The organism is Pseudomonas sp. H3_A02, assembly GCF_054671965.1.
The window spans coordinates 1228580-1250299 of record NZ_CP162807.1 but is presented as its reverse complement, the minus strand read 5'-3'; the positions used below and the strand labels follow the sequence as shown (position 1 = coordinate 1250299).

Below are 21720 nucleotides of genomic sequence, written 5' to 3'. Positions count from 1 at the left end.
GCTATTTCTCCTGGCTGACAGGCGCGCAGATCACGGTGATGCCGCGGGCCTGAATCTGATCGCGGGCCTCTACGGGCAGGCGATCATCGGTAATGAGGGTATGGACGCTGCTCCACGGCAGCTCCAGGTTGGGGATCTTGCGGCCGATCTTGTCGGCCTCCACCATCACGATGACTTCCCGGGCAACCTCAGCCATCACGCGGCTCAGGCCCAGCAGTTCGTTGAAAGTGGTGGTACCTCGAACCAGATCGATGCCGTCGGCGCCGATGAACAACTGGTCGAAATCGTAGGAACGCAGAACCTGCTCGGCCACCTGCCCCTGGAACGACTCGGAGTGAGGGTCCCACGTGCCGCCAGTCATCAACAGCACCGGCTCGTGCTCCAGTTCGCTCAAGGCATTGGCGACGTGCAGGGAATTGGTCATCACCACCAGGCCCGGCTGTTGGCCGAGTTGAGGGATCATGGCGGCGGTGGTGCTGCCGCTGTCGATGATGATCCGCGCGTGTTCGCGGATCCGCTTCACGGCGGCCCGGGCAATGGCGAGTTTGTACTTGGAGACGGTTTGCCCGTTATCGGCCACCAACTCCTGCGGCATCGGCACCGCGCCACCGTAGCGACGCAGCAGCAGGCCATTGGTTTCCAGGGCAGCTAGATCCTTGCGAATCGTAACCTCCGAGGTTTCGAAGCGCTTGGCCAGCTCATCCACACTGACCTCGCCCTGCTCTTGGAGCAAAGCAAGGATGTTGTGGCGGCGTTGTGGTGTATTGCGCTTCGACATGACGGGATAAGTTTCGATTCGAAAGATAACGTAAGCAATCAAAACCTACTGAAGGGATATCGTCAAGGCGGGAGAAGAAAAATTCAGAAATTACGCAAATCGAATGTGGGAGCGGGCTTGCTCGCGAATGCGCTGGGACAGCAACGAACTAATCGGCTGAGCCACCGCATTCGCGAGCAAGCTCGCTCCCACAGAGGGGTTGTGGATAACTTTAGGGCTTCTTGATTTTTTCCGGCCGCTTCCAACCGTCGATATTGCGTTGGCGAGCGCGTGCCACCGCCAATTGGCCGTTATCCACATTCTGGGTGAGGGTCGAACCGGCCGCCGTGGTTGCACCGCTAGAGATATCCACAGGCGCCACCAAAGAGTTGTTGGAGCCGATGAAGACATCCTCACCCATGACGGTTTTCCACTTATTGGCGCCATCGTAATTGCAGGTGATAGTGCCGGCGCCAATGTTGGTGCGGGCGCCGACTTCAGCGTCACCCAGGTAGGTCAAGTGGCCGGCCTTGGCGTCTTCACCCAGGTGAGCGTTCTTGAGCTCGACGAAGTTACCCACATGGGCCCGGGCTTCCAGTACGGAGCCGGGACGCAACCGCGCAAACGGGCCGGCATCGCTGCCTTCGCCCATGACGGCGCCATCGAGGTGGCTGTTGGCCTTGATCACCACGCCTTTACGCAGGGTGCTGTCCTTGATCACGCAGTTCGGGCCGATGACCACGTCGTCTTCGATGACAACTTTGCCTTCGAGGATGACGTTGATATCGATTACCACGTCGCGCCCCACGCTGACTTCACCGCGAACATCGAAACGGGACGGATCGCGCAGGGTCACGCCTTGGGCCATCAGGCGGCGGGCGGCGCGCAATTGATAGTGGCGCTCCAGCTCGGCCAGTTGCCGGCGATCGTTGGCGCCCTGCACTTCCATGGCGTCCAACGGCTGCTCAGTGGCAACGACCAGCCCATCAGCAACGGCCATGGCAATCACATCGGTCAGGTAGTACTCGCCCTGGGCGTTGTTATTCGACAGACGACTCATCCAGTCGCCCAGGCGCTCGGCCGGCACGGCGAGAATTCCGGTGTTGCCCTCGGTGATCGCGCGCTGGGCTTCGTTGGCGTCCTTTTGCTCAACAATCGCCGTCACCTGGCCGTCGGCGCTACGCACAATGCGACCGTAACCGGTAGGGTCATCCAGCTCGACGGTCAGCAGGCCCAACTGCTGGGGGGCGACGTGCTTGAGCAGGCGCTGCAAGGTCTCGACTTCGATCAGCGGCACATCGCCGTAGAGAATCAGCACCGTATCGGCGGTAATGAACGGGACGGCCTGGGCCACCGCATGGCCGGTACCCAGTTGTTTGTCCTGCAGGACGAAATTCAGGTCATCCGCCGCCAGGCGTTCGCGTACCGCATCGGCCCCATGGCCGATCACCACGTGAATGCGCTGTGGATCAAGTTGCCGCGCGCTGTGGATAACATGGCCGAGCATGGAATTGCCGGCGACCGGGTGCAAGACCTTGGGCAACGCCGAACGCATGCGGGTGCCTTGGCCGGCCGCGAGGATAACGATTTCAAGAGACATGACTGGCTACCAATCCTGGGTGGTCAGCGGCTGCGACCAGGTAATGAATGTGGGGAAAAGAAAAAAGGGTAGCCGAGGCTACCCTTTTTAATCAATCGCACAGAAAGCGGACGGCTTAGCCGCCGAACTTCTTGCGGATCTGCTGGACGGTGCGCAGCTGGGCTGCGGCCTCGGCCAGACGTGCGGCAGCAGAACCGTAGTCGAATTCCGCGCCGCGCTCGTGCAGGGCCTTCTCAGCGGCCTTGACGGCCTCCTGAGCGGAGGCTTCGTCCAGGTCGGCAGCACGTTGCACGGTGTCGGCAAGGACCTTGACCATGTTCGGCTGAACCTCGAGGAAACCACCGGAGATGTAGAACACCTCCCGTTCCCCGCCCTGCTTGGTCAGAGTAATCGGACCTGGTTTCAAGCTGGTGATCAGCGGTGCGTGACCCAGGGCGATACCAAGATCACCCAGCTCACCGTGCGCAACCACAAACTCGACCAGACCGGAGAAGATTTCCCCTTCCGCACTGACGATATCGCAATGGACTGTCATAGCCATCTGATTGCCTCAACCTAAATTAGCGCCCGTTGCCGGGCGCCGGGATTACAGTTTCTTGGCTTTCTCGATCGCTTCTTCGATGCCGCCGACCATGTAGAACGCTTGTTCTGGCAGGTGGTCGTAGTCACCGTTGAGGATGCCTTTGAAGCCAGCAATGGTGTCTTTCAGGGAAACGTATTTACCCGAGGCACCGGTGAAGACTTCAGCCACGAAGAACGGCTGCGACAAGAAGCGCTGGATCTTACGAGCACGGTTTACCAACTGCTTGTCGGCTTCCGACAGCTCGTCCATACCCAGGATCGCGATGATGTCCTTCAGTTCCTTGTAACGCTGCAGCACGTACTGAACGCCGCGAGCGGTGTCGTAGTGCTCCTGGCCGATCACGTTCGGGTCCAGTTGGCGCGAAGTCGAGTCCAGTGGGTCTACCGCTGGGTAGATACCCAGGGAAGCGATGTCACGGGACAGAACGACGGTGGCGTCCAAGTGGGCGAAGGTGGTCGCTGGCGATGGGTCGGTCAAGTCGTCCGCAGGTACGTATACCGCTTGGATCGAGGTGATCGAGCCTTGCTTGGTCGAAGTGATGCGCTCTTGCAGCACGCCCATCTCTTCAGCCAGGGTCGGCTGGTAACCTACTGCCGAAGGCATACGGCCCAGCAATGCGGATACTTCGGTACCGGCCAGGGTGTAACGGTAGATGTTGTCGACGAACAGCAGAACGTCGTTACCTTCGTCACGGAACTTCTCGGCCATGGTCAGGCCGGTCAGGGCTACGCGCAGACGGTTTCCCGGCGGCTCGTTCATCTGGCCGTAGACCAGTGCCACTTTGTCCAGAACGTTGGAATCCTTCATCTCGTGGTAGAAGTCGTTACCCTCACGAGTACGCTCACCCACACCGGCGAACACGGAATAACCGCTGTGCTCGATGGCGATGTTACGGATCAGTTCCATCATGTTTACGGTCTTGCCTACACCGGCACCACCGAACAGACCCACTTTACCGCCCTTGGCGAACGGGCAAACCAGGTCGATAACCTTGATGCCGGTTTCCAGCAGTTCGTTGCCACCGGCCTGTTCAGCGAAGGTTGGCGCAGGACGGTGAATGCCCCAGCGCTCTTCGGTGTCGATCGGGCCAGCTTCGTCGATCGGGTTGCCCAGTACGTCCATGATCCGGCCCAGGGTCGCTTTACCGACCGGTACGGAGATGGCTGCGCCAGTGTTGTTGACGTCCAGACCGCGCTTCAAGCCCTCGGTGGAGCCCATCGCAATGGTACGAACCACGCCGTCGCCCAGCTGCTGCTGAACTTCCAGGGTGGTTTCGGCGCCTTGAACCTTCAAGGCGTCGTAGATGCTCGGTACGCTGTCGCGTGGGAATTCCACGTCGATAACGGCGCCGATGATTTGAACGATACGTCCGCTACTCATAGCTGGATCCTCTGAATATTTGAACCGTTAAACCGCGGCAGCGCCGCCGACGATTTCCGAGATCTCTTGGGTGATCGCAGCCTGACGCGCCTTGTTGTAGATCAGCTGCAAATCGCTGATCAAATCACCGGCGTTGTCGGTAGCGTTCTTCATCGCGATCATCCGCGCCGCTTGTTCAGCTGCGTTGTTCTCGACCACCGCCTGGTAGACCTGCGACTCCACGTAGCGGACCATCAAGCCGTCAAGCAGCTCCTTGGCATCCGGTTCGTAGAGATAGTCCCAGTGGTGCTTGAGTTCCTGTTCCGGGGTCGCCACCAGTGGAATCAACTGCTCCACGGTCGGCTGTTGCGTCATGGTGTTGATGAACTTGTTGGATACCACGGACAGGCGGTTGATCCGGCCTTCCAGGTAAGCATCCAGCATCACCTTGACGCTGCCGATCAGGTCATTGATCGACGGTTCTTCACCCAGGTGGCTGATAGCAGCGACGACGTTACCGCCGAAGTTGCGGAAGAAAGCCGCACCCTTGCTACCGACCACGCACAGATCGATCTCGACGCCTTGTTCGCGGTTTACCGCCATGTCCTTGACCAGGGCCTTGAACAGGTTGGTGTTCAAGCCACCGCACAGACCACGGTCACTGCTCACCACAACGTAACCGACGCGCTTGACGGCGCGGTCGATCATGAACGGGTGGCGGTATTCCGGGTTGGCGTTGGCCAGATGACCAATCACCTGGCGGATGCGCTCCGCATAAGGACGGCTAGCAGCCATGCGCATTTGTGCCTTGCGCATTTTGCTGACCGCCACTTTTTCCATGGCGCTGGTAATCTTTTGCGTGCTTTTGATGCTCGCAATCTTACTGCGAATCTCTTTTGCGCCTGCCATGTAACACCTATCAGGTTAGCAAGCGGGAGCCTTGCGGCTCCCGCTGCGGCTTACCAGGTTTGGGTGGCCTTGAACTTCTCGATACCGGCCTTGAGGCCAGCGTCGATTTCGTCATTGAAGTCACCTTTAACGTTGATCTTGGCCATCAAATCGGCGTGATCGCGGTTGAAGAAAGCGATCAGCGCTTGTTCGAAGCTGCCGATCTTGGCGATTTCAATGTCAGTCAGGAACCCACGCTCAGCGGCATACAGCGACAGCGCCATGTCAGCGATCGACATCGGTGCGTATTGCTTCTGCTTCATCAGCTCGGTAACGCGCTGACCATGCTCAAGTTGCTTACGGGTCGCTTCGTCCAGGTCAGAAGCGAACTGGGCGAATGCCGCCAGTTCACGGTACTGGGCCAGGGCGGTACGGATACCACCGGACAGCTTCTTGATGATCTTGGTCTGAGCGGCACCACCCACACGGGATACCGAAACACCGGCGTTCACCGCAGGACGGATGCCCGAGTTGAACATGGCCGATTCCAGGAAGATCTGACCGTCGGTGATGGAAATCACGTTGGTCGGAACGAACGCGGAAACGTCGCCAGCCTGGGTTTCGATGATCGGCAGAGCGGTCAGGGAACCGGTCTTGCCAGTCACGGCGCCGTTGGTGAACTTCTCTACGTACTCTTCCGAAACGCGGGATGCGCGCTCCAGCAGACGGGAGTGGAGATAGAACACGTCGCCTGGGTAGGCTTCACGGCCTGGTGGACGGCGCAGCAGCAGGGAAATCTGGCGGTAGGCCACTGCTTGCTTGGACAGATCGTCATAAACGATCAGCGCGTCTTCACCGCGGTCGCGGAAGTATTCGCCCATGGTGCAACCGGAGTACGGTGCCAGGAACTGCAGTGCGGCCGATTCGGAAGCACTGGCGGCAACGATGATGGTGTTAGCCAGTGCACCGTTCTCTTCCAGCTTGCGAACCACGTTGGCGATGGTCGATTGCTTCTGACCGATTGCCACGTAGACGCAGAAGATGCCGCTGTTTTTCTGGTTGATGATCGCGTCGATCGCCAGAGCGGTCTTACCGATCTGACGGTCACCGATGATCAGCTCACGCTGGCCACGGCCGACAGGGATCATGGCATCGACAGCCTTGTAGCCAGTCTGTACAGGCTGGTCTACCGACTTACGCCAGATCACGCCTGGAGCAACTTTCTCGACCGCGTCGGTCTCGGTGTTGTTCAGCGGACCTTTGCCGTCAACAGGGTTACCCAGTGCGTCGACAACGCGACCCAGCAGTTCCTTACCAACCGGAACTTCGAGGATGCGGCCGGTGCACTTGGCGCTCATGCCTTCAGCCAACGTCGTGTACGCGCCCAATACCACGGCACCTACAGAGTCTTGCTCCAGGTTGAGGGCCATACCGTAGACGCCGCCCGGAAACTCGATCATCTCGCCGTACATGACGTCGGCCAGACCGTGAATCCGCACGATGCCGTCAGATACGCTGACGACAGTGCCTTCGTTACGGGCTTGGGAGGTCACATCGAGTTTGTCGATGCGGCCCTTGATAATTTCACTTATTTCGGAAGGATTGAGTTGCTGCATTGCTCTGCTGCCCCTTCAAACTCAAGATTTCAATGCTTCGGCAAGTTTCGCGATTTTGCCGCGAATCGAGCCATCGATAACCAGGTCGCCGGCGCGGATGACAACGCCCCCAATCAGGGACTTGTCTTCCTCGACTTGCAGGCGCACTTCCCGGTTGAGTCGTGCACTGAGAACCTTGGCGAGTTTGTCTTGCTGTTCTTGGTTCAATGCAAAAGCACTGGTGACTTCCACGTCTACCGATTTCTCTTGCTCGGCCTTGTACAGGTCGAAAAGAGCGGCGATCTCCGGCAGAAGCGGGAGACGGTCGTTTTCGGCAACGACATGAATGAAATTCTGTGCCTTGGCATCGAACTTGTCGCCGCACACGTCAATGAACGTGGCGGCCTTTTCTGCGCTCGTCAGTCGCGGGGCCTTGAGCACGCGCTGCATGGTGTCATCTTTCGACACCGCTGCTGCCAGGCCGAGCATGGCTGACCAATTGGCCAGTTGCTGGTGGGCCTGAGCGTGCTCGAAGGCCGCCTTAGCGTAAGGTCGGGCCAACGTGGTCAGTTCTGCCATGATCGCCCTCGCTTAGATTTCAGCAGCCAGTCGGTTAACCAGCTCTGCGTGCGCGTTTTGATCGATTGTGGCACCCAGGATCTTCGAAGCACCGCCAACGGCCAGGCTACCCACTTGGGCACGCAGCGCGTCTTTGACACTGTTGAGTTCCTGTTCGATCTCGGCTTGAGCCTGAGCCTTCACACGGTCAGCTTCGACGCGAGCCTGTTCACGGGCTTCGTCGACAATCTGGGTACCGCGTTTCTTGGCTTGCTCGATGATTTCAGCTGCCTGAGCCTTCGCTTCGCGCAGTTGCTGACCCACTTTCTCATGGGCCAACTCCAGGTCGCGAGCTGCACGGCTGGCAGCGTCCAGACCATCAGCGATCTTCTTTTGACGTTCGTGCAATGCCGCAATGACCGGAGGCCATACGAACTTCATGCAGAACAGTACAAAAATCAGGAACGCAACGGACTGGCCAATCAGGGTCGCATTAATGTTCACGCCAACACCTCGCAGTTACGTTGTCCATCACACCAATCTACTCGAGACATCCGAGTAATTAGCCAGCGATTTGACCAACGAACGGGTTCGCAAAGGTGAAGAACAGCGCGATACCAACACCGATCATGGTCACGGCGTCGAGCAGACCGGCCACGATGAACATTTTGACTTGCAGCATTGGAACCATTTCTGGCTGACGCGCTGCGCCTTCCAGGAACTTGCCGCCCAACAGGCCGAAACCAATTGCGGTACCCAGTGCGCCCAGGCCGATCAACAGTGCAACAGCGATAGCGGTTAGACCAACTACAGTTTCCATCTTTCCTCCCGACTTTTACGTCGTATGGTTTAGGTTTTTTAGATTAAAGCGGTAAAACAAATCGTTTCATGCCCTGGTCGGGCCCCTTCCCGTTTGACCGGGAAGGACATCAGACTAGTCGAGACTGGCCTTAATGGTTTTCTTCGTGCGCCATCGACAGGTAGACGATGGTCAGCATCATGAAGATGAACGCCTGCAGGGTGATGATCAGGATGTGGAACACAGCCCACGCCCACTGCAGAACTACACCCAGGCCGCTGAGCCACAGCAGGCCGCTGCCGAACATCACAGCAATCAGGATGAACACCAGCTCGCCGGCATACATGTTGCCGAACAGACGCAGTGCCAGAGAAATCGGTTTGGCGATCAGGGTCACGAATTCCAGCAGGAAGTTCACCGGGATCAGCAGGGCTTGAACCAGGATGTTCTTGCTGCCGAACGGGTGCAGGGTCAGTTCGCCGATGAAGCCGCCGATGCCCTTGACCTTGATGCTATAGAAAATGATCAGTGCGAAAACCGAGAACGCCATGCCCAGGGTCGCGTTCGGGTCGGTGGTCGACACGGCGCGGAATGGGATGTGTGCATCACCGGAGATCAGGATGGCCAGCTGAGGAATCCAGTCGACCGGTACCAGGTCGATGGCGTTCATCAGGAACACCCAGACGAAGATGGTCAGTGCCAGCGGTGCAATCACCGGGCTGCGGCCATGGAAGCTGTCTTTCACGCTGCCATCGACGAATTCGACCAGTACTTCAACGAAGTTCTGCAGTGCACCTGGCTGACCAGAGGTCGCCTTCTTGGCCGCCATGCGGAAAAGAAGAACGAAAATCAGGCCCAGTGCGACCGACCAGCCGAGGGTATCGACGTGGAAAGCCCAGAAGCCCATTTCCTTGGCTTCTGCTGCGGTGTGGGCAAAGCCCCAGCCGCCGTTGGGTAGCTGACCGAAGGTCAGGTTCTGCAAGTGGTGCTGGATATAGCCCGAAGCGGTTGTCTCTGCCATGGTTGCCTCAAACGCCCTAAGGTCTCGAAAGTCTTGTTCTCATTAGCAGGGGAGCGAACCAGCTGACCAGTTGGGTCAGCACGAAGACGCCGAATACAGCCAGCGGCGCCAATGGCTTCACACCTGCAAACGTCAGTGCAAACAGCACTGCCGTCAAAATCAGTTTCCCCGCCTCGCCGGCATAAAAAGACCGGACGATAGCCTGGGCTGCTCGGGCGCCGGAAAACCGAAAGGCCCTGTGAGCAAAGTAAATATTGGGAAGCAAGGCTATCAGGCCTCCGCAAAGTCCTGAGTATCCGGCGACGACTCCTTTCCATTGCCAGAGCGCCAATGCGGCGATCAGTACGACGGTGAATTGAGCCATCAGAACCGGGAAAACTGCCAGACGATGGAACGGCAAGCGGTTTGGCGTGCGGGTTTCCATCGCTTTTGCTCTCCAATAGTCGGCCGCCATAATTCAATAACTTGGCATAATTTGTGCCGACAAAATGCGCGCAGAGTATAGGGGCGGTTCTGCCCCTATTCAACTGCCAGGTAGTGATTTCCGACTGCGCGCTACAAGAGCAATTGTTTCAGCGAATGTGCGCAAGGACGCCTTGCAACTCATCGAGGGAGTTATAACCGATCACCAATTGGCCCTTGCCCTTCTTCCCGTGGCGAATCTGCACCGCAGAGCCCAGGCGCTCGGCCAGGCGTTGTTCGAGGCGGGCGATATCCGGATCGATCTTGGGGGCCTCGACAGGTGCCGGTTTGCCACTGAGCCACTGGCGAACCAGTGCCTCGGTCTGGCGCACGGTGAGGCCGCGTGCGACAACGTGTCGCGCCCCTTCAACCTGTTGATTTTCCGGCAAACCGAGCAATGCCCGGGCATGACCCATTTCCAGGTCGCCATGGGACAGCATGGTCTTGATGACTTCCGGCAACGCAATCAGGCGCAGCAGGTTGGCCACGGTCACGCGGGACTTGCCCACCGCCTCGGCGACCTGTTGCTGGGTCAGCTGGAATTCCTGCTGCAAGCGCTGCAGGGCCACGGCTTCCTCGATCGGGTTGAGGTCTTCACGCTGGATGTTCTCGATCAACGCCATGGCGATGGCCGTTTCATCCGGCACATCGCGGACCATCGCCGGGATGGTTTCCTGGCCAGCCTGCTGGCTGGCGCGCCAGCGACGTTCGCCGGCGATGATCTCGAAGCGCCCATTGGCGATCGGCCGGACCACGATCGGCTGCATCACACCCTGGCTCTTGATCGACTGGGCCAATTCTTCCAACGCCTGCGGGTCCATGTCTCGGCGCGGCTGGTATTTGCCGCGCTGGATCAGGTCCAGGGGCAGGTGCTGCAGCTCGCGCTGGTCGGCCTGTACGGCCTGTTCTTCCAGCGAGCTGACAGTCGGACCGCTGAGCAGTGCATCCAGTCCACGTCCGAGACCTCGTTTCTTGACGGCCATGGGGTTTCCTTAAGTTGGCTGGGCTGCAGCGGTGCGTGGGTTGCGGCGCTGACGGCGAACCATCTCGCCCGCCAGGGCCAGGTAAGCCAGCGCACCACGGGATTGTTTGTCGTAGGCCAGAGCCGGCATGCCGTAGCTCGGCGCTTCGGCCAGGCGGATGTTACGCGGGATGACGGTGTCGTAGAGCTGCTCGCCGAAGTGTTCCTTGAGCTGGGCCGAGACATCGTTCATCAGGCTCAGGCGCGGGTCGTACATGGTCCGCAACAGGCCTTCGACCTTCAGGTCCGGGTTCAGCAGTTCGGCGATGCGCTTGATGTTATCCACAAGGTCGCTCAACCCTTCCAGGGCGAAGTACTCGCACTGCATGGGGATAATGACCCCATCGGCGGCCACCAGGGCGTTGAGGGTCAGCATCGACAGCGATGGCGGGCAGTCGATCAGGATGTAATCGTAGTTTTCCCGGATCGGCGCCAAGGCGCTGCGCAGGCGGCTTTCCTTCATCTGCATTTCCAGCAGCACCACTTCGGCCGCCGTCAGGTCACGGTTGGCCGGCAGCAGTTGATAACCGCCATGTTCGGAGAAGTGCATGGCCTGGCCCAGATCGCATTCGCCGATCAGGACGTCGTAGATGGAGTTTTCCAAGCCATGTTTATCCACACCGCTGCCCATGGTGGCGTTGCCCTGTGGATCGAGGTCGATCAACAGCACCCGGCGCTTGGTCGCGACCAGGGATGCTGCGAGGTTGATGCAGGTGGTGGTCTTGCCCACACCACCTTTCTGGTTCGCTATCGCGAATACCTTAGCCATTCTTGCTTGTGTTCCCAATCATGCCGTGCGGCGCAGTATCAGCAGATGGCGTTGGCCTTGGCAACCGGGTACGGCCAAGGCGTGTTCGCTATCGAGGTGGAAGTCTGCCGGCAATGCTACCAGCTCATCGGCCGGATGAACGCCCTTCATTGCCAGCCAGCGCGTATCGGCGTCACCCAGGTGGCGAGTCCAGTTGCTGAAGTTTTCCATGCTGCTGAACGCCCGGGAGATGATCCCGTTGAACAGCTCGGCAGGCTGGAACGCTTCGACGCGGCTGTGGATAACTTGCAGGTTATCCAGTTTGAGTTCGAGTTTGACCTGGGTCAGGAAGCGGGTCTTCTTGCCGTTGCTGTCCAGGCAGGTCACTTGCGAGTCGGGAAACAGGATCGCCAGCGGGATGCCCGGCATGCCACCGCCACTGCCGACGTCCAGCCAACGACCGTTTTCGATGAAGGACATCACGCTGAGGCTGTCGAGCAAATGCCGCGAGACCATTTCATCCGGATCGCGCACGGCGGTCAGGTTGTAGGCCTTGTTCCATTTGATCAACAGCGCCAGATAACCCAGCAATTGCGCGTGCTGGGCTTCGGTCAGGCTGACGCCGAGCTGACGGGCACCTGTGGATAACTCTTCAGCGTGTTGCGAGGTGACCATCGAACTCAAGCGCTTTGCTCCAACTGGCGGCCCGCGCCGCGTTTTTTCAAATGAATCATCAACAGGGAAATCGCCGCTGGCGTGACGCCGGGAATGCGCGAGGCCTGGCCCAGGGTCTCTGGACGGGTCGCGCCGAGCTTGCTCTGGATTTCTTTCGACAACCCGGAAATGCCGGTGTAATCGATATCCACAGGCAGCTTGGTGTCTTCGCTGGCGCGCAGGCGGGCGATTTCATCTTGCTGGCGGTCGATGTAACCGGCGTACTTGGTCTTGATCTCGACCTGTTCGGCCACTTGCGGATCTTCCGCTCCCTGGCCGGTGACTTCCACCAGCCCGGCGTAATCGATTTCCGGACGGCTCAAGAGGTTGAGCAGGTTGTATTCATGGGTCAGCGGAGTGCCGAATTTCGCCGCAATGGCATCGCCCTGCTCGGTACCGGGACGAACCCAGGTGCTTTTCAGGCGCTGCTCTTCCAGTTCGATACTCTCGCGTTTCTTGCAGAACGCGGCCCAGCGCACGTCATCCACCAGACCCAGCTCGCGACCTTTCTCGGTCAGGCGCAGGTCGGCGTTGTCTTCACGCAGGATCAGGCGATATTCAGCGCGGGATGTGAACATCCGATACGGTTCCTGGGTACCCAGGGTAATCAAGTCGTCCACCAGCACACCGATGTACGCCTCATCGCGGCGCGGGCACCAGGCTTCTTTGCCCTTGGCGAGCAGTGCGGCGTTGGCTCCGGCGAGCAAACCCTGGGCACCCGCTTCTTCGTAACCGGTGGTGCCGTTGATCTGCCCGGCGAAGAACAGACCGCCGATAGCTTTGGTTTCTAGGCTGTACTTCAAATCGCGCGGATCGAAGTAGTCGTACTCGATCGCATAACCCGGACGCACGATGTGCGCGTTCTCCATGCCACGGATCGATTGCACGATCTGCAATTGCACGTCGAACGGCAGACTTGTGGATATCCCGTTCGGATATAGCTCATGGGTGGTCAAACCTTCCGGTTCGATGAACACCTGGTGGCTTTCCTTGTCGGCAAAGCGATGGATCTTATCTTCGATCGACGGGCAATAGCGCGGGCCGACACCTTCGATTTCACCGGCAGCGGAATACATCGGCGAACGATCGAGGTTCGCCGCGATGATTTCGTGGGTGCGGGCGTTGGTGTGGGTGATCCAGCAACTGACTTGCCGTGGATGCTGTTCCTTGTTGCCCATGAACGACATCACCGGGATCGGCGTATCGCCAGGCTGCTCGGTCATCACCGAGAAATCCACGGACTTGCCGTCGATGCGAGGTGGCGTACCGGTTTTCAGACGCCCGACACGCAATGGCAACTCACGCAGACGGTGAGCCAGAGCAATCGACGGCGGATCACCGGCGCGACCGCCAGAAAAATTCTGCAAACCGATGTGGATAAGTCCGCCGAGGAAGGTACCCGTGGTCAACACCACGGAATCGGCGAAGAAACGCAGGCCTATTTGCGTGACCACACCGCGGACCTGGTCCTGCTCGACGATCAGGTCATCGGCCGCTTGTTGAAATATCCACAGGTTCGGCTGGTTTTCCAGGATTTCACGGACAGCGGCTTTGTACAGGACTCGGTCAGCCTGGGCGCGAGTAGCGCGCACGGCCGGGCCTTTGCGGCTGTTCAATACGCGAAACTGGATACCACCCTTATCGGTGGCCATGGCCATCGCACCGCCAAGGGCATCGATTTCCTTGACCAGGTGGCTTTTGCCGATGCCACCAATGGCAGGGTTGCAGCTCATGGCACCGAGGGTTTCCACGTTATGCGTCAGCAACAGGGTTTTTGCCCCCATGCGTGCTGATGCAAGTGCTGCCTCGGTACCGGCATGACCGCCGCCGATGACGATCACTTCAAAACGGGAAGGGAAATCCACCACGCACCTCGTGCCTGCTTTATTCAGGTAATTCGGAAATAGGTTTTGAGTCTGGCCCTGGGCGTTTTTCGAGCCAGGTCGGCAAGTATAGGGACTTCGCCCTTTCTAAAGAACCCTTTGCACAAAATTTAACCAGCTGTGGAGAACTCGCGGTTAAAAAAATAAAAAAGAAAGAAATTTATAAAATCTTTGTTTTTATGTTTATTCTTACTGACCCCACTATCTGTGGATAAAGCGCTGTAGGCCTTATTTTTCAATATGTACAGAGATTCAAAACCCTGTGGTCATGTGCCAGTGAGGGGCTTGGATAACCGGTGTAAGCCTGTGGATGAATGAGGTGGTTATCCACAGAGGCGGTTATCTTCAGTTTTGGAGGCCGCTTATCAACCGACCTCAATGGCAGTTATTCACAGGGCTTAATCCACAAAAACAGCCGCTACGAGGTCGCAGCAGCATCCATAGATAAGCCGCCATCAAGGGCAATCGGTTTAAAAAAGAGAGGAGGAACCGGGTTTGCGTTGCACTCGATTGGCTTTCGAGGACAAACCCGGTTGCAGAGGTGGGGCTATTTACCGATGCAGAAGCTGGAAAAGATCCGGCCCAGCAAGTCATCGGAGCTGAAGGCACCGGTAATTTCCCCCAGGGACTGTTGCGCCTGGCGCAGGTCTTCGGCCAACAACTCACCAGCCCCCGCCAAGGTCAGCTGCGCCCGACCGTGTTCCAGGGCTGCACTGGCATGGCGCAACGCTTCCAGATGCCGTCGGCGAGCGCTGAAGCTGCTTTCAGAGGTCTGCTCGTAGCCCATACAGGCCTTGAGGTGCTCGCGCAGCAGCTCCAGGCCTTCACCCGCCGACTTCGCGCTCAGGCTGATGGTTACGTGCCCGTCATCGCTGACGTCCAGGGCGATCGCTTCCCCAGTCAAATCGGCCTTGTTGCGAATCAGGGTGACTTTCGCCGGATCTGGACGGACCTCGAGGAATTCAGGCCATAAAGCAAAAGGATCGTCCGCTTCCGGCGCGGTGGCATCCACCACCAGCAATACCCGGTCGGCTTCACCGATGGCCTTGAGCGCCCGTTCGACGCCGATTTTTTCCACCTGGTCCTCGGTGTCGCGCAAACCGGCCGTGTCCACCACGTGCAGCGGCATGCCGTCGATGTGGATATGTTCACGAAGGATGTCCCGGGTGGTGCCGGCGATCTCGGTGACAATCGCCGCCTCGCGGCCGGCCAGGGCATTCAACAGGCTGGACTTGCCGGCATTCGGTCGTCCAGCGATCACCACAGTCATCCCGTCGCGCAACAAGGCACCCTGCCCGGCTTCGCGCAGTACTGTGGATAACTCATCGCGCACCTTATCGAGCATGCTCAGCACATGGCCATCGGCGAGGAAGTCGATTTCTTCTTCCGGAAAGTCGATCGCCGCCTCGACGTAGATCCGCAGGCCGATCAATTGTTCGGTGAGGTTATGCACACGCTGGGAAAACGCTCCTTGCAAGGAACGCAATGCGTTGCGGGCGGCCTGGGCAGAACTGGCTTCGATCAAATCGGCAATCGCCTCGGCCTGGGCCAGGTCGAGCTTGTCGTTGAGGAAAGCCCGTTCGCTGAACTCACCCGGACGGGCCAGGCGGCAGCCCAGTTCAAGGCAACGCTTGAGCAGCATGTCCAGCACGATAGGACCACCGTGCCCTTGCAGTTCCAGCACGTCTTCGCCGGTGAACGAGTTTGGTCCTGGGAAATACAAGGCCAGCCCTTCGTCCAGCACCTGCTGGTCGTCACTGAAAAACGGGCCGTAATGCGCGAACCGCGGCTTGAGTTCACGACCGCTGATTGCCTTGGCTGCGGCACTGGCCAAGGGCCCCGAAATACGGACGATGCCGACACCGCCGCGACCTTGGGCGGTGGCAACGGCGGCGATGGTTTCACGCGGTGCGCTCATAAACCGGTATCCAGACAAAAATGGCAGATAGCAAAACGCCCCACTAGGGGGCGTTTTGTGTGGTTATCCACAGAGCAAGTTACGCCTCGGCTTTTTTCGTCGCCGCTTCGATCTTACGCGTGATGTACCACTGCTGAGTGATGGACAACACGTTGTTCACAACCCAGTACAGCACAAGACCCGCCGGGAACCACAGGAAGAAGAAGGTGAAGATGATTGGCATCATTTTCATGACCTTCGCCTGCATCGGGTCCGGAGGCGTTGGGTTCAGTTGCTGCTGGATGAACATGGTCGCGCCCATGATGATCGGCAGGATGAAGAACGGATCCTTGATCGACAGGTCGGTAATCCACAGCATGAACGGTGCCTGACGCATCTCCACGCTTTCCAGCAGAACCCAGTAAAGCGCGAGGAACACGGGCATTTGCACAAGAATCGGCAAGCATCCACCCAGCGGGTTGATCTTCTCTTTCTTGTACAGCTCCATCATGGCCTGGGACATTTTCTGCCGGTCATCGCCATGTTGTTCTTTCAGGGCGGCCAGTTTCGGTGCCACTGCACGCATGCGCGCCATGGATTTGTAGCTGGCGGCCGACAACGGGAAGAAAATCCCCTTGATCAGCATGGTCAGGAAAATGATCGACCAGCCCCAGTTACCGACGATGCTGTGGATATGTTGCAGCAGCCAGAAGATCGGCTGGGCAATGAACCACAGGAAGCCGTAGTCCACGGTCAGTTCCAGGCCTGGGGACAACTCTTTCAGCACCGCCTGGCTTTTTGGACCGGCATACAGAATGGCGCTGGTTTCGGCTTTTGCACCTGGCGCGGCAGTCAATGTCGGGCCGGTGTAACCGATGATGAAGTTGCCCTTGCTGTCTTTACGCGTCTGGACGACGTTGCTGTCGCCTTTCTGCGGAATCCAGGCTGTTACAAAATAGTGCTGCAGCCAGGCAACCCAACCACCTTGGACGGTTTCCTTGAGCTGGGCCTTGTCCATGTCCTTCATGGATACTTTTTTGTACGGCTCCGAACTTGTCCACAGGGCGGCGCCCAGGTAAGTCGCAGTGCCGGTGGCCGTGCTGGAGGAAGGATCGTCGCTGGCGTCACGCTTGAGCTGCGCGAACATCGCGCCGGACCAAGGCTGGGCACTCTGGTTGTCGATCAGATAAGAAACGGTTACGTCGTACATGCCACGTTTCACGGTGAAACGCTTGATGTAGTTGACGCCATCCTTGCTGAACTTCAGGTCCACGACCAGTTGGTCCTGACCGTCAGCCAGTTGATAAGTCTTCTTCTCGGCAGAGTAGACCGGGCGGCCGGCCGGGTTCGAATCCGGGCCGTTGGTACCGATCAGGCCACTTTGGGCCAGATAGGTGCGCTCGTTACCGTTGTCGAACAACTGGAACGGGATTTCCGGATGATCCTGGCGACGTGGGTACAGCGGCAGTTTCAGCTGGGCGATGTCACCACCCTGTGGATCGATTGCCAGCTCGAGCACGTCCGTTTTGATCTGGATGAGATCTTTGCTTACGGCCACAGGGGCTTCGGCAGGAGCGCTGGTATCGCTTGCCGCGCGGGGGATGTCGTCATTGCTGGCAGCGTTGTTGCCAACTGGAGCATCCGGCAGGCTCGGTGCGGTATTGCTGGCTGCAACATTCTGAGTCGGCAGGGCAGCCTGGCCATAGTCCTGGTTCCATTTAAGGACCATGACGTAGGACACGATTGCCAGGGCGACGATCAGGATCGTGCGTTTGATATCCATGATTACTCGGCCATCGAAGAAGAACGGGAGGTAGGGATAGGCGGAACCGGGTCATAACCGCCGGGATTCCACGGATGACAGCGACCTAAACGACGAAAGGTCAGCCAGCCACCGCGCAGGAGGCCATGATTTTCTATGGCTTCGTACGCGTAGCAGGAACAACTGGGGTAGAAACGACAGTGACTGGCCATCAAAGGACTAATGGCATAGCGATAAAACTGGATCGGAACGAGTGCCAGTTTACGCATCAGGACTGTCTACCCCTACAGTTTCAGTGTTGACTGCTGGTACTGGCTTGTTGCGCGCCAGACGCTTCCAGAGCTTGCCGAAATGCTGAATCAATTCGGGGTTTTCTACGTCACCCAAACCTTTGCGCGCGACGATAACGATGTCCCATCCAACCAGTGAATCCTGGTTCAGGCGAAACGATTCGCGCATCAGACGTTTGAGGCGATTGCGCTGAACGGAGAGCTTGACGCTCTTTTTCCCGATAACCAGCCCTAGTCGGGGGTGATCGAGATCGTTACTGCGCGCAAGGAGCAGGAGATTTTTCCCCGGAACCTTGCCGGTAGGGGAGTCAAAGACTGCCTTGAAATGCCGGGGTGTAAGCAGACGCTTTTCCCGACTGAAGTCCTGACTCACCTCCAGTGCCGGATTATCAAACTGCCAGACGCGCACGACCTTTGGCGCGACGACGCGACAGGACGGCACGACCGTTCTTGGTAGCCATGCGAGCACGGAAACCGTGGGTACGAGCGCGTTTGATAGTGCTTGGTTGGAAAGTACGTTTCATGTCGTGTTACCTGGTTCGTCCACAACGGGCCGGAATGGCCCCCGTTTTAAGAGACCGGGGATTCTAGAGAAAGCAAGCCTCTAGGTCAATTTCCAACCAGCGTTTCCTTTAAATAGATATCCAGCCGCTTTCGGCGGATTCATCACACAGCGCTAGATATAGAAATAAAGAAGGGAATTATTTAAAGCTTTTCTGTAAAGCTTATAAAAGCAAGGGCGCCACCTTTCTGTGGATAACCAGGCTCAGACCTTGTAATCCGCCATGTACAGAGAATGACAACTACAGGGGAAAGCGGTGTCCAGCCTGTGCTGCGCTGTCGGATAAGCTGTGGGTGGAATGCATGGTTATCCACAGGGCGGTTATCCACCGAGTTTCGCCCCCACTTGTGCAACGACCTCAGGCACGGTTATCCACAGAGCTTATCCACTGACCGCCGGTCGCCTTTCTCTCGGTTAACGCATTGATAAATCATGAGCGATGAGCAACCTGCGTGTGGATAAGTGCACGTCTGCTCGCTACAATGGCCGCTTGTTTTTGCCTCACCGGCTTTCAACTTAGGGGATATCCGTGTCAGTGGAACTTTGGCAGCAGTGCGTGGAGCTTTTGCGCGATGAGCTGCCTGCCCAACAATTCAACACTTGGATCCGTCCACTACAGGTCGAAGCCGAAGGCGACGAGTTGCGTGTCTATGCACCGAACCGTTTCGTTCTCGACTGGGTCAACGAAAAGTACCTGGGCCGGGTCATGGAACTGCTCGACGAGCATGGCAATGGCATGGCACCTGCGTTGTCCTTATTAATAGGCAGCAAACGCAGCTCGGCACCCCGCGCTGCACCCAATGCGCCGCTGGCCGCCGCCGCATCACAGGCCCAGCAGGCTGCCCCGGCACCGGTGAACAACCATGCCGCCCCGGCACCTGCCCCCGCCCCGAGCAAACGCAACGCGCAAAAAGTTGCCGAGGTCAGCGAAGAACCTTCCCGGGACAGCTTCGACCCCATGGCCGGTGCCAGCTCCCAGCAGGCTCCGGTGCGGGCCGAACAGCGCACCGTCCAGGTCGAAGGCGCGCTCAAGCACACCAGCTACCTGAACCGGACCTTTACCTTTGAGAATTTCGTCGAAGGTAAATCCAACCAACTGGCCCGCGCGGCAGCCTGGCAGGTCGCGGACAACCCCAAGCACGGTTACAACCCGCTCTTCCTGTATGGCGGCGTCGGCTTGGGTAAGACCCACTTGATGCACGCGGTGGGCAACCACCTATTAAAGAAGAACCCGAATGCCAAGGTCGTGTACCTGCATTCCGAGCGTTTCGTGGCCGACATGGTCAAGGCGCTGCAACTGAACGCCATCAACGAGTTCAAGCGCTTCTACCGTTCGGTGGACGCCTTGCTGATCGACGACATTCAGTTCTTCGCCCGCAAGGAACGTTCCCAGGAAGAGTTTTTCCACACCTTCAACGCATTGCTTGAAGGTGGGCAGCAGGTCATTCTCACCAGTGACCGCTACCCGAAAGAGATCGAAGGTCTCGAAGAACGCCTCAAGTCGCGTTTCGGCTGGGGCCTGACGGTGGCCGTCGAGCCGCCGGAGCTGGAAACCCGGGTCGCGATCCTGATGAAGAAAGCCGACCAGGCCAAGGTCGAGCTGCCTCACGACGCAGCCTTCTTCATCGCCCAGCGTATCCGCTCGAACGTACGTGAGCTCGAAGGTGCCCTCAAGCGGGTGATCGCCCATTCGCACTTCATGGGCCGCGATATCACCATCGAGTTGATTCGCGAATCCTTGAAGGACTTGTTGGCGCTCCAGGACAAATTGGTTTCTGTGGATAACATTCAGCGAACGGTTGCCGAATACTACAAAATCAAGATATCCGACCTGCTGTCCAAACGCCGTTCGCGTTCGGTGGCACGTCCGCGTCAGGTGGCCATGGCCCTTTCCAAGGAACTGACCAACCACAGCCTGCCGGAAATCGGCGATGTGTTTGGCGGACGCGACCACACCACCGTGCTGCACGCCTGCCGCAAGATCAACGAACTTAAGGAATCCGACGCGGACATCCGCGAGGACTACAAGAACCTGCTGCGTACACTGACCACTTGATGACCACCAGCGCAGCTTATTAAGGCAAGGGACTAGACCATGCATTTCACCATTCAACGCGAAGCCCTGTTGAAACCCCTGCAACTGGTCGCAGGCGTCGTCGAACGCCGCCAGACCTTGCCGGTACTTTCCAACGTGCTGCTGGTTGTCGAAGGCCAGCAATTGTCGCTGACCGGTACCGACCTGGAAGTCGAGCTGGTCGGTCGGGTGCAACTTGAAGAACCGGCTGATCCGGGTTCCATCACCGTGCCGGCGCGCAAGCTGATGGACATCTGCAAGAGCCTGCCCAACGACGCGCTGATCGACATCAAGGTCGATGAGCAGAAGCTCGTGGTCAAGGCCGGTCGCAGCCGCTTCACCTTGTCCACACTGCCCGCCAACGATTTCCCGACTGTTGAAGAAGGCCCGGGTTCGCTGACCTGCAGCCTGGACCAGAGCAAATTGCGTCGCCTGATCGAACGCACCAGTTTCGCCATGGCCCAGCAGGACGTGCGTTATTACCTCAACGGCATGCTCCTGGAAGTGTCCGCCGGCGTTATCCGCGCCGTCGCCACCGACGGTCACCGCCTGGCCATGTGCTCCATGCAGGCCGATATCGGCCAGCCGGATCGCCACCAGGTGATCGTGCCGCGTAAAGGCATTCTGGAGCTGGCCCGTCTGCTGACCGAGCCGGACGGCAACGTCAGCATCGTGCTGGGTCAGCACCACATCCGCGCCACCACCGGCGAGTTCACCTTCACCTCGAAGCTGGTGGACGGCAAATTCCCTGACTACGAGCGCGTGCTGCCAAAAGGTGGCGACAAGCTGGTACTGGGCGATCGCCAGGCGCTGCGCGAAGCCTTCAGCCGTACCGCGATCCTCTCCAACGAGAAGTACCGTGGCATTCGCCTGCAACTGGCCAACGGTCAGCTGAAGATCCAGGCGAACAACCCGGAACAGGAAGAAGCGGAAGAAGAAGTAGGCGTTGAGTACAACGGCGGCTCCCTGGAAATCGGCTTCAACGTCAGCTACCTGCTGGACGTGCTGGGCGTGATGACCACTGAGCAAGTGCGTCTGATCCTGTCCGACTCCAACAGCAGTGCGCTGGTGCAGGAGTCCGATAACGACGATTCGGCTTACGTTGTCATGCCGATGCGTCTGTAATCATCATGCCCAGCAGAAGCTA

At 58.4% G+C, this 21720-nt stretch carries 22 protein-coding genes; 2 read left to right on the top strand and 20 right to left on the bottom strand.

Going from position 1 to position 21720, the window contains the following annotated elements; all coding sequences use genetic code 11:
• Position 1: 1 nt before the first annotated feature.
• The 20 genes from AB4N80_RS05325 to rpmH all read right to left on the bottom strand — a co-directional run bounded on the left by AB4N80_RS05325 (position 2) and on the right by rpmH (position 18461).
• The gene (locus AB4N80_RS05325) at positions 2-778 is read right to left on the bottom strand and encodes a DeoR/GlpR family DNA-binding transcription regulator (RefSeq protein WP_060739917.1); all 777 of its coding nucleotides are present in this window, start codon (positions 776-778) and stop codon (positions 2-4) included.
• Between the two features lie 211 nt (positions 779-989).
• A complete protein-coding gene (glmU, locus tag AB4N80_RS05320; RefSeq protein WP_122567677.1) occupies positions 990-2357 on the bottom strand; it encodes a bifunctional UDP-N-acetylglucosamine diphosphorylase/glucosamine-1-phosphate N-acetyltransferase GlmU in 1368 nt (455 codons plus the stop codon).
• A 115-nt stretch (positions 2358-2472) separates the two neighbouring features.
• Positions 2473-2898 (bottom strand): F0F1 ATP synthase subunit epsilon, encoded by a 426-nt coding sequence (locus AB4N80_RS05315; RefSeq protein WP_060739915.1) that lies wholly within the window; start codon positions 2896-2898, stop codon positions 2473-2475.
• Between the two features lie 45 nt (positions 2899-2943).
• On the bottom strand, positions 2944-4320 hold the full coding sequence (atpD, locus tag AB4N80_RS05310) for a F0F1 ATP synthase subunit beta (protein ID WP_003187186.1): 1377 nt from the start codon (positions 4318-4320) through the stop codon (positions 2944-2946).
• A 27-nt stretch (positions 4321-4347) separates the two neighbouring features.
• Positions 4348-5208 (bottom strand): F0F1 ATP synthase subunit gamma, encoded by an 861-nt coding sequence (gene atpG / locus AB4N80_RS05305; protein ID WP_460081008.1) that lies wholly within the window; start codon positions 5206-5208, stop codon positions 4348-4350.
• 50 nt (positions 5209-5258) lie between these two features.
• Positions 5259-6803, bottom strand: coding sequence for a F0F1 ATP synthase subunit alpha (gene atpA, locus AB4N80_RS05300; RefSeq protein ID WP_053126819.1), 1545 nt, complete (start codon positions 6801-6803; stop codon positions 5259-5261).
• Between the two features lie 21 nt (positions 6804-6824).
• Positions 6825-7361 carry a F0F1 ATP synthase subunit delta gene (locus AB4N80_RS05295; protein ID WP_122567678.1) on the bottom strand — a complete coding sequence of 179 codons (537 nt, stop codon included), beginning with the start codon at positions 7359-7361 and terminating at the stop codon, positions 6825-6827.
• A 12-nt stretch (positions 7362-7373) separates the two neighbouring features.
• On the bottom strand, positions 7374-7844 hold the full coding sequence (locus tag AB4N80_RS05290; RefSeq protein ID WP_122567679.1) for a F0F1 ATP synthase subunit B: 471 nt from the start codon (positions 7842-7844) through the stop codon (positions 7374-7376).
• A 58-nt stretch (positions 7845-7902) separates the two neighbouring features.
• On the bottom strand, positions 7903-8160 hold the full coding sequence (gene atpE, locus AB4N80_RS05285) for a F0F1 ATP synthase subunit C (protein WP_003097235.1): 258 nt from the start codon (positions 8158-8160) through the stop codon (positions 7903-7905).
• A 130-nt stretch (positions 8161-8290) separates the two neighbouring features.
• Positions 8291-9160, bottom strand: coding sequence for a F0F1 ATP synthase subunit A (gene atpB, locus AB4N80_RS05280; protein ID WP_039593180.1), 870 nt, complete (start codon positions 9158-9160; stop codon positions 8291-8293).
• A gap of 16 nt (positions 9161-9176) precedes the next feature.
• Positions 9177-9584 (bottom strand): F0F1 ATP synthase subunit I, encoded by a 408-nt coding sequence (locus AB4N80_RS05275; protein WP_122567680.1) that lies wholly within the window; start codon positions 9582-9584, stop codon positions 9177-9179.
• Between the two features lie 148 nt (positions 9585-9732).
• A complete protein-coding gene (locus AB4N80_RS05270) occupies positions 9733-10605 on the bottom strand; it encodes a ParB/RepB/Spo0J family partition protein (protein WP_060739912.1) in 873 nt (290 codons plus the stop codon).
• A 9-nt stretch (positions 10606-10614) separates the two neighbouring features.
• Complete coding sequence (locus AB4N80_RS05265; RefSeq protein WP_003207100.1) at positions 10615-11412, bottom strand: ParA family protein; 798 nt, start codon at positions 11410-11412, stop codon at positions 10615-10617.
• Positions 11413-11430: 18 nt separating this feature from the next.
• Positions 11431-12066, bottom strand: coding sequence for a 16S rRNA (guanine(527)-N(7))-methyltransferase RsmG (gene rsmG / locus AB4N80_RS05260; RefSeq protein ID WP_460083015.1), 636 nt, complete (start codon positions 12064-12066; stop codon positions 11431-11433).
• A gap of 5 nt (positions 12067-12071) precedes the next feature.
• Positions 12072-13970 carry a tRNA uridine-5-carboxymethylaminomethyl(34) synthesis enzyme MnmG gene (mnmG, locus tag AB4N80_RS05255; protein ID WP_460081002.1) on the bottom strand — a complete coding sequence of 633 codons (1899 nt, stop codon included), beginning with the start codon at positions 13968-13970 and terminating at the stop codon, positions 12072-12074.
• 565 nt (positions 13971-14535) lie between these two features.
• Positions 14536-15906 carry a tRNA uridine-5-carboxymethylaminomethyl(34) synthesis GTPase MnmE gene (gene mnmE / locus AB4N80_RS05250; protein WP_122567682.1) on the bottom strand — a complete coding sequence of 457 codons (1371 nt, stop codon included), beginning with the start codon at positions 15904-15906 and terminating at the stop codon, positions 14536-14538.
• A 79-nt stretch (positions 15907-15985) separates the two neighbouring features.
• Positions 15986-17668 (bottom strand): membrane protein insertase YidC, encoded by a 1683-nt coding sequence (yidC, locus tag AB4N80_RS05245; RefSeq protein WP_122567683.1) that lies wholly within the window; start codon positions 17666-17668, stop codon positions 15986-15988.
• Between the two features lie 2 nt (positions 17669-17670).
• Positions 17671-17916, bottom strand: coding sequence for a membrane protein insertion efficiency factor YidD (gene yidD, locus AB4N80_RS05240; protein ID WP_010465488.1), 246 nt, complete (start codon positions 17914-17916; stop codon positions 17671-17673).
• Entirely contained in the window at positions 17909-18310 is a 402-nt protein-coding gene (gene rnpA / locus AB4N80_RS05235; protein ID WP_003207107.1) for a ribonuclease P protein component, read from the bottom strand. The genes yidD and rnpA overlap by 8 nt, the downstream gene beginning before the upstream one ends.
• Positions 18311-18326: 16 nt before the next feature.
• Positions 18327-18461 (bottom strand): 50S ribosomal protein L34, encoded by a 135-nt coding sequence (gene rpmH, locus AB4N80_RS05230; RefSeq protein WP_003213577.1) that lies wholly within the window; start codon positions 18459-18461, stop codon positions 18327-18329.
• Between the two features lie 567 nt (positions 18462-19028).
• Here rpmH and dnaA point away from each other — a divergent pair.
• The gene (dnaA, locus tag AB4N80_RS05225) at positions 19029-20555 is read left to right on the top strand and encodes a chromosomal replication initiator protein DnaA (RefSeq protein ID WP_339479822.1); all 1527 of its coding nucleotides are present in this window, start codon (positions 19029-19031) and stop codon (positions 20553-20555) included.
• Positions 20556-20594: 39 nt separating this feature from the next.
• Positions 20595-21698: a DNA polymerase III subunit beta gene (dnaN, locus tag AB4N80_RS05220; RefSeq protein ID WP_003196145.1), complete on the top strand. Its 1104-nt coding sequence runs from the start codon at positions 20595-20597 to the stop codon at positions 21696-21698.
• Positions 21699-21720 lie beyond the last annotated feature (22 nt).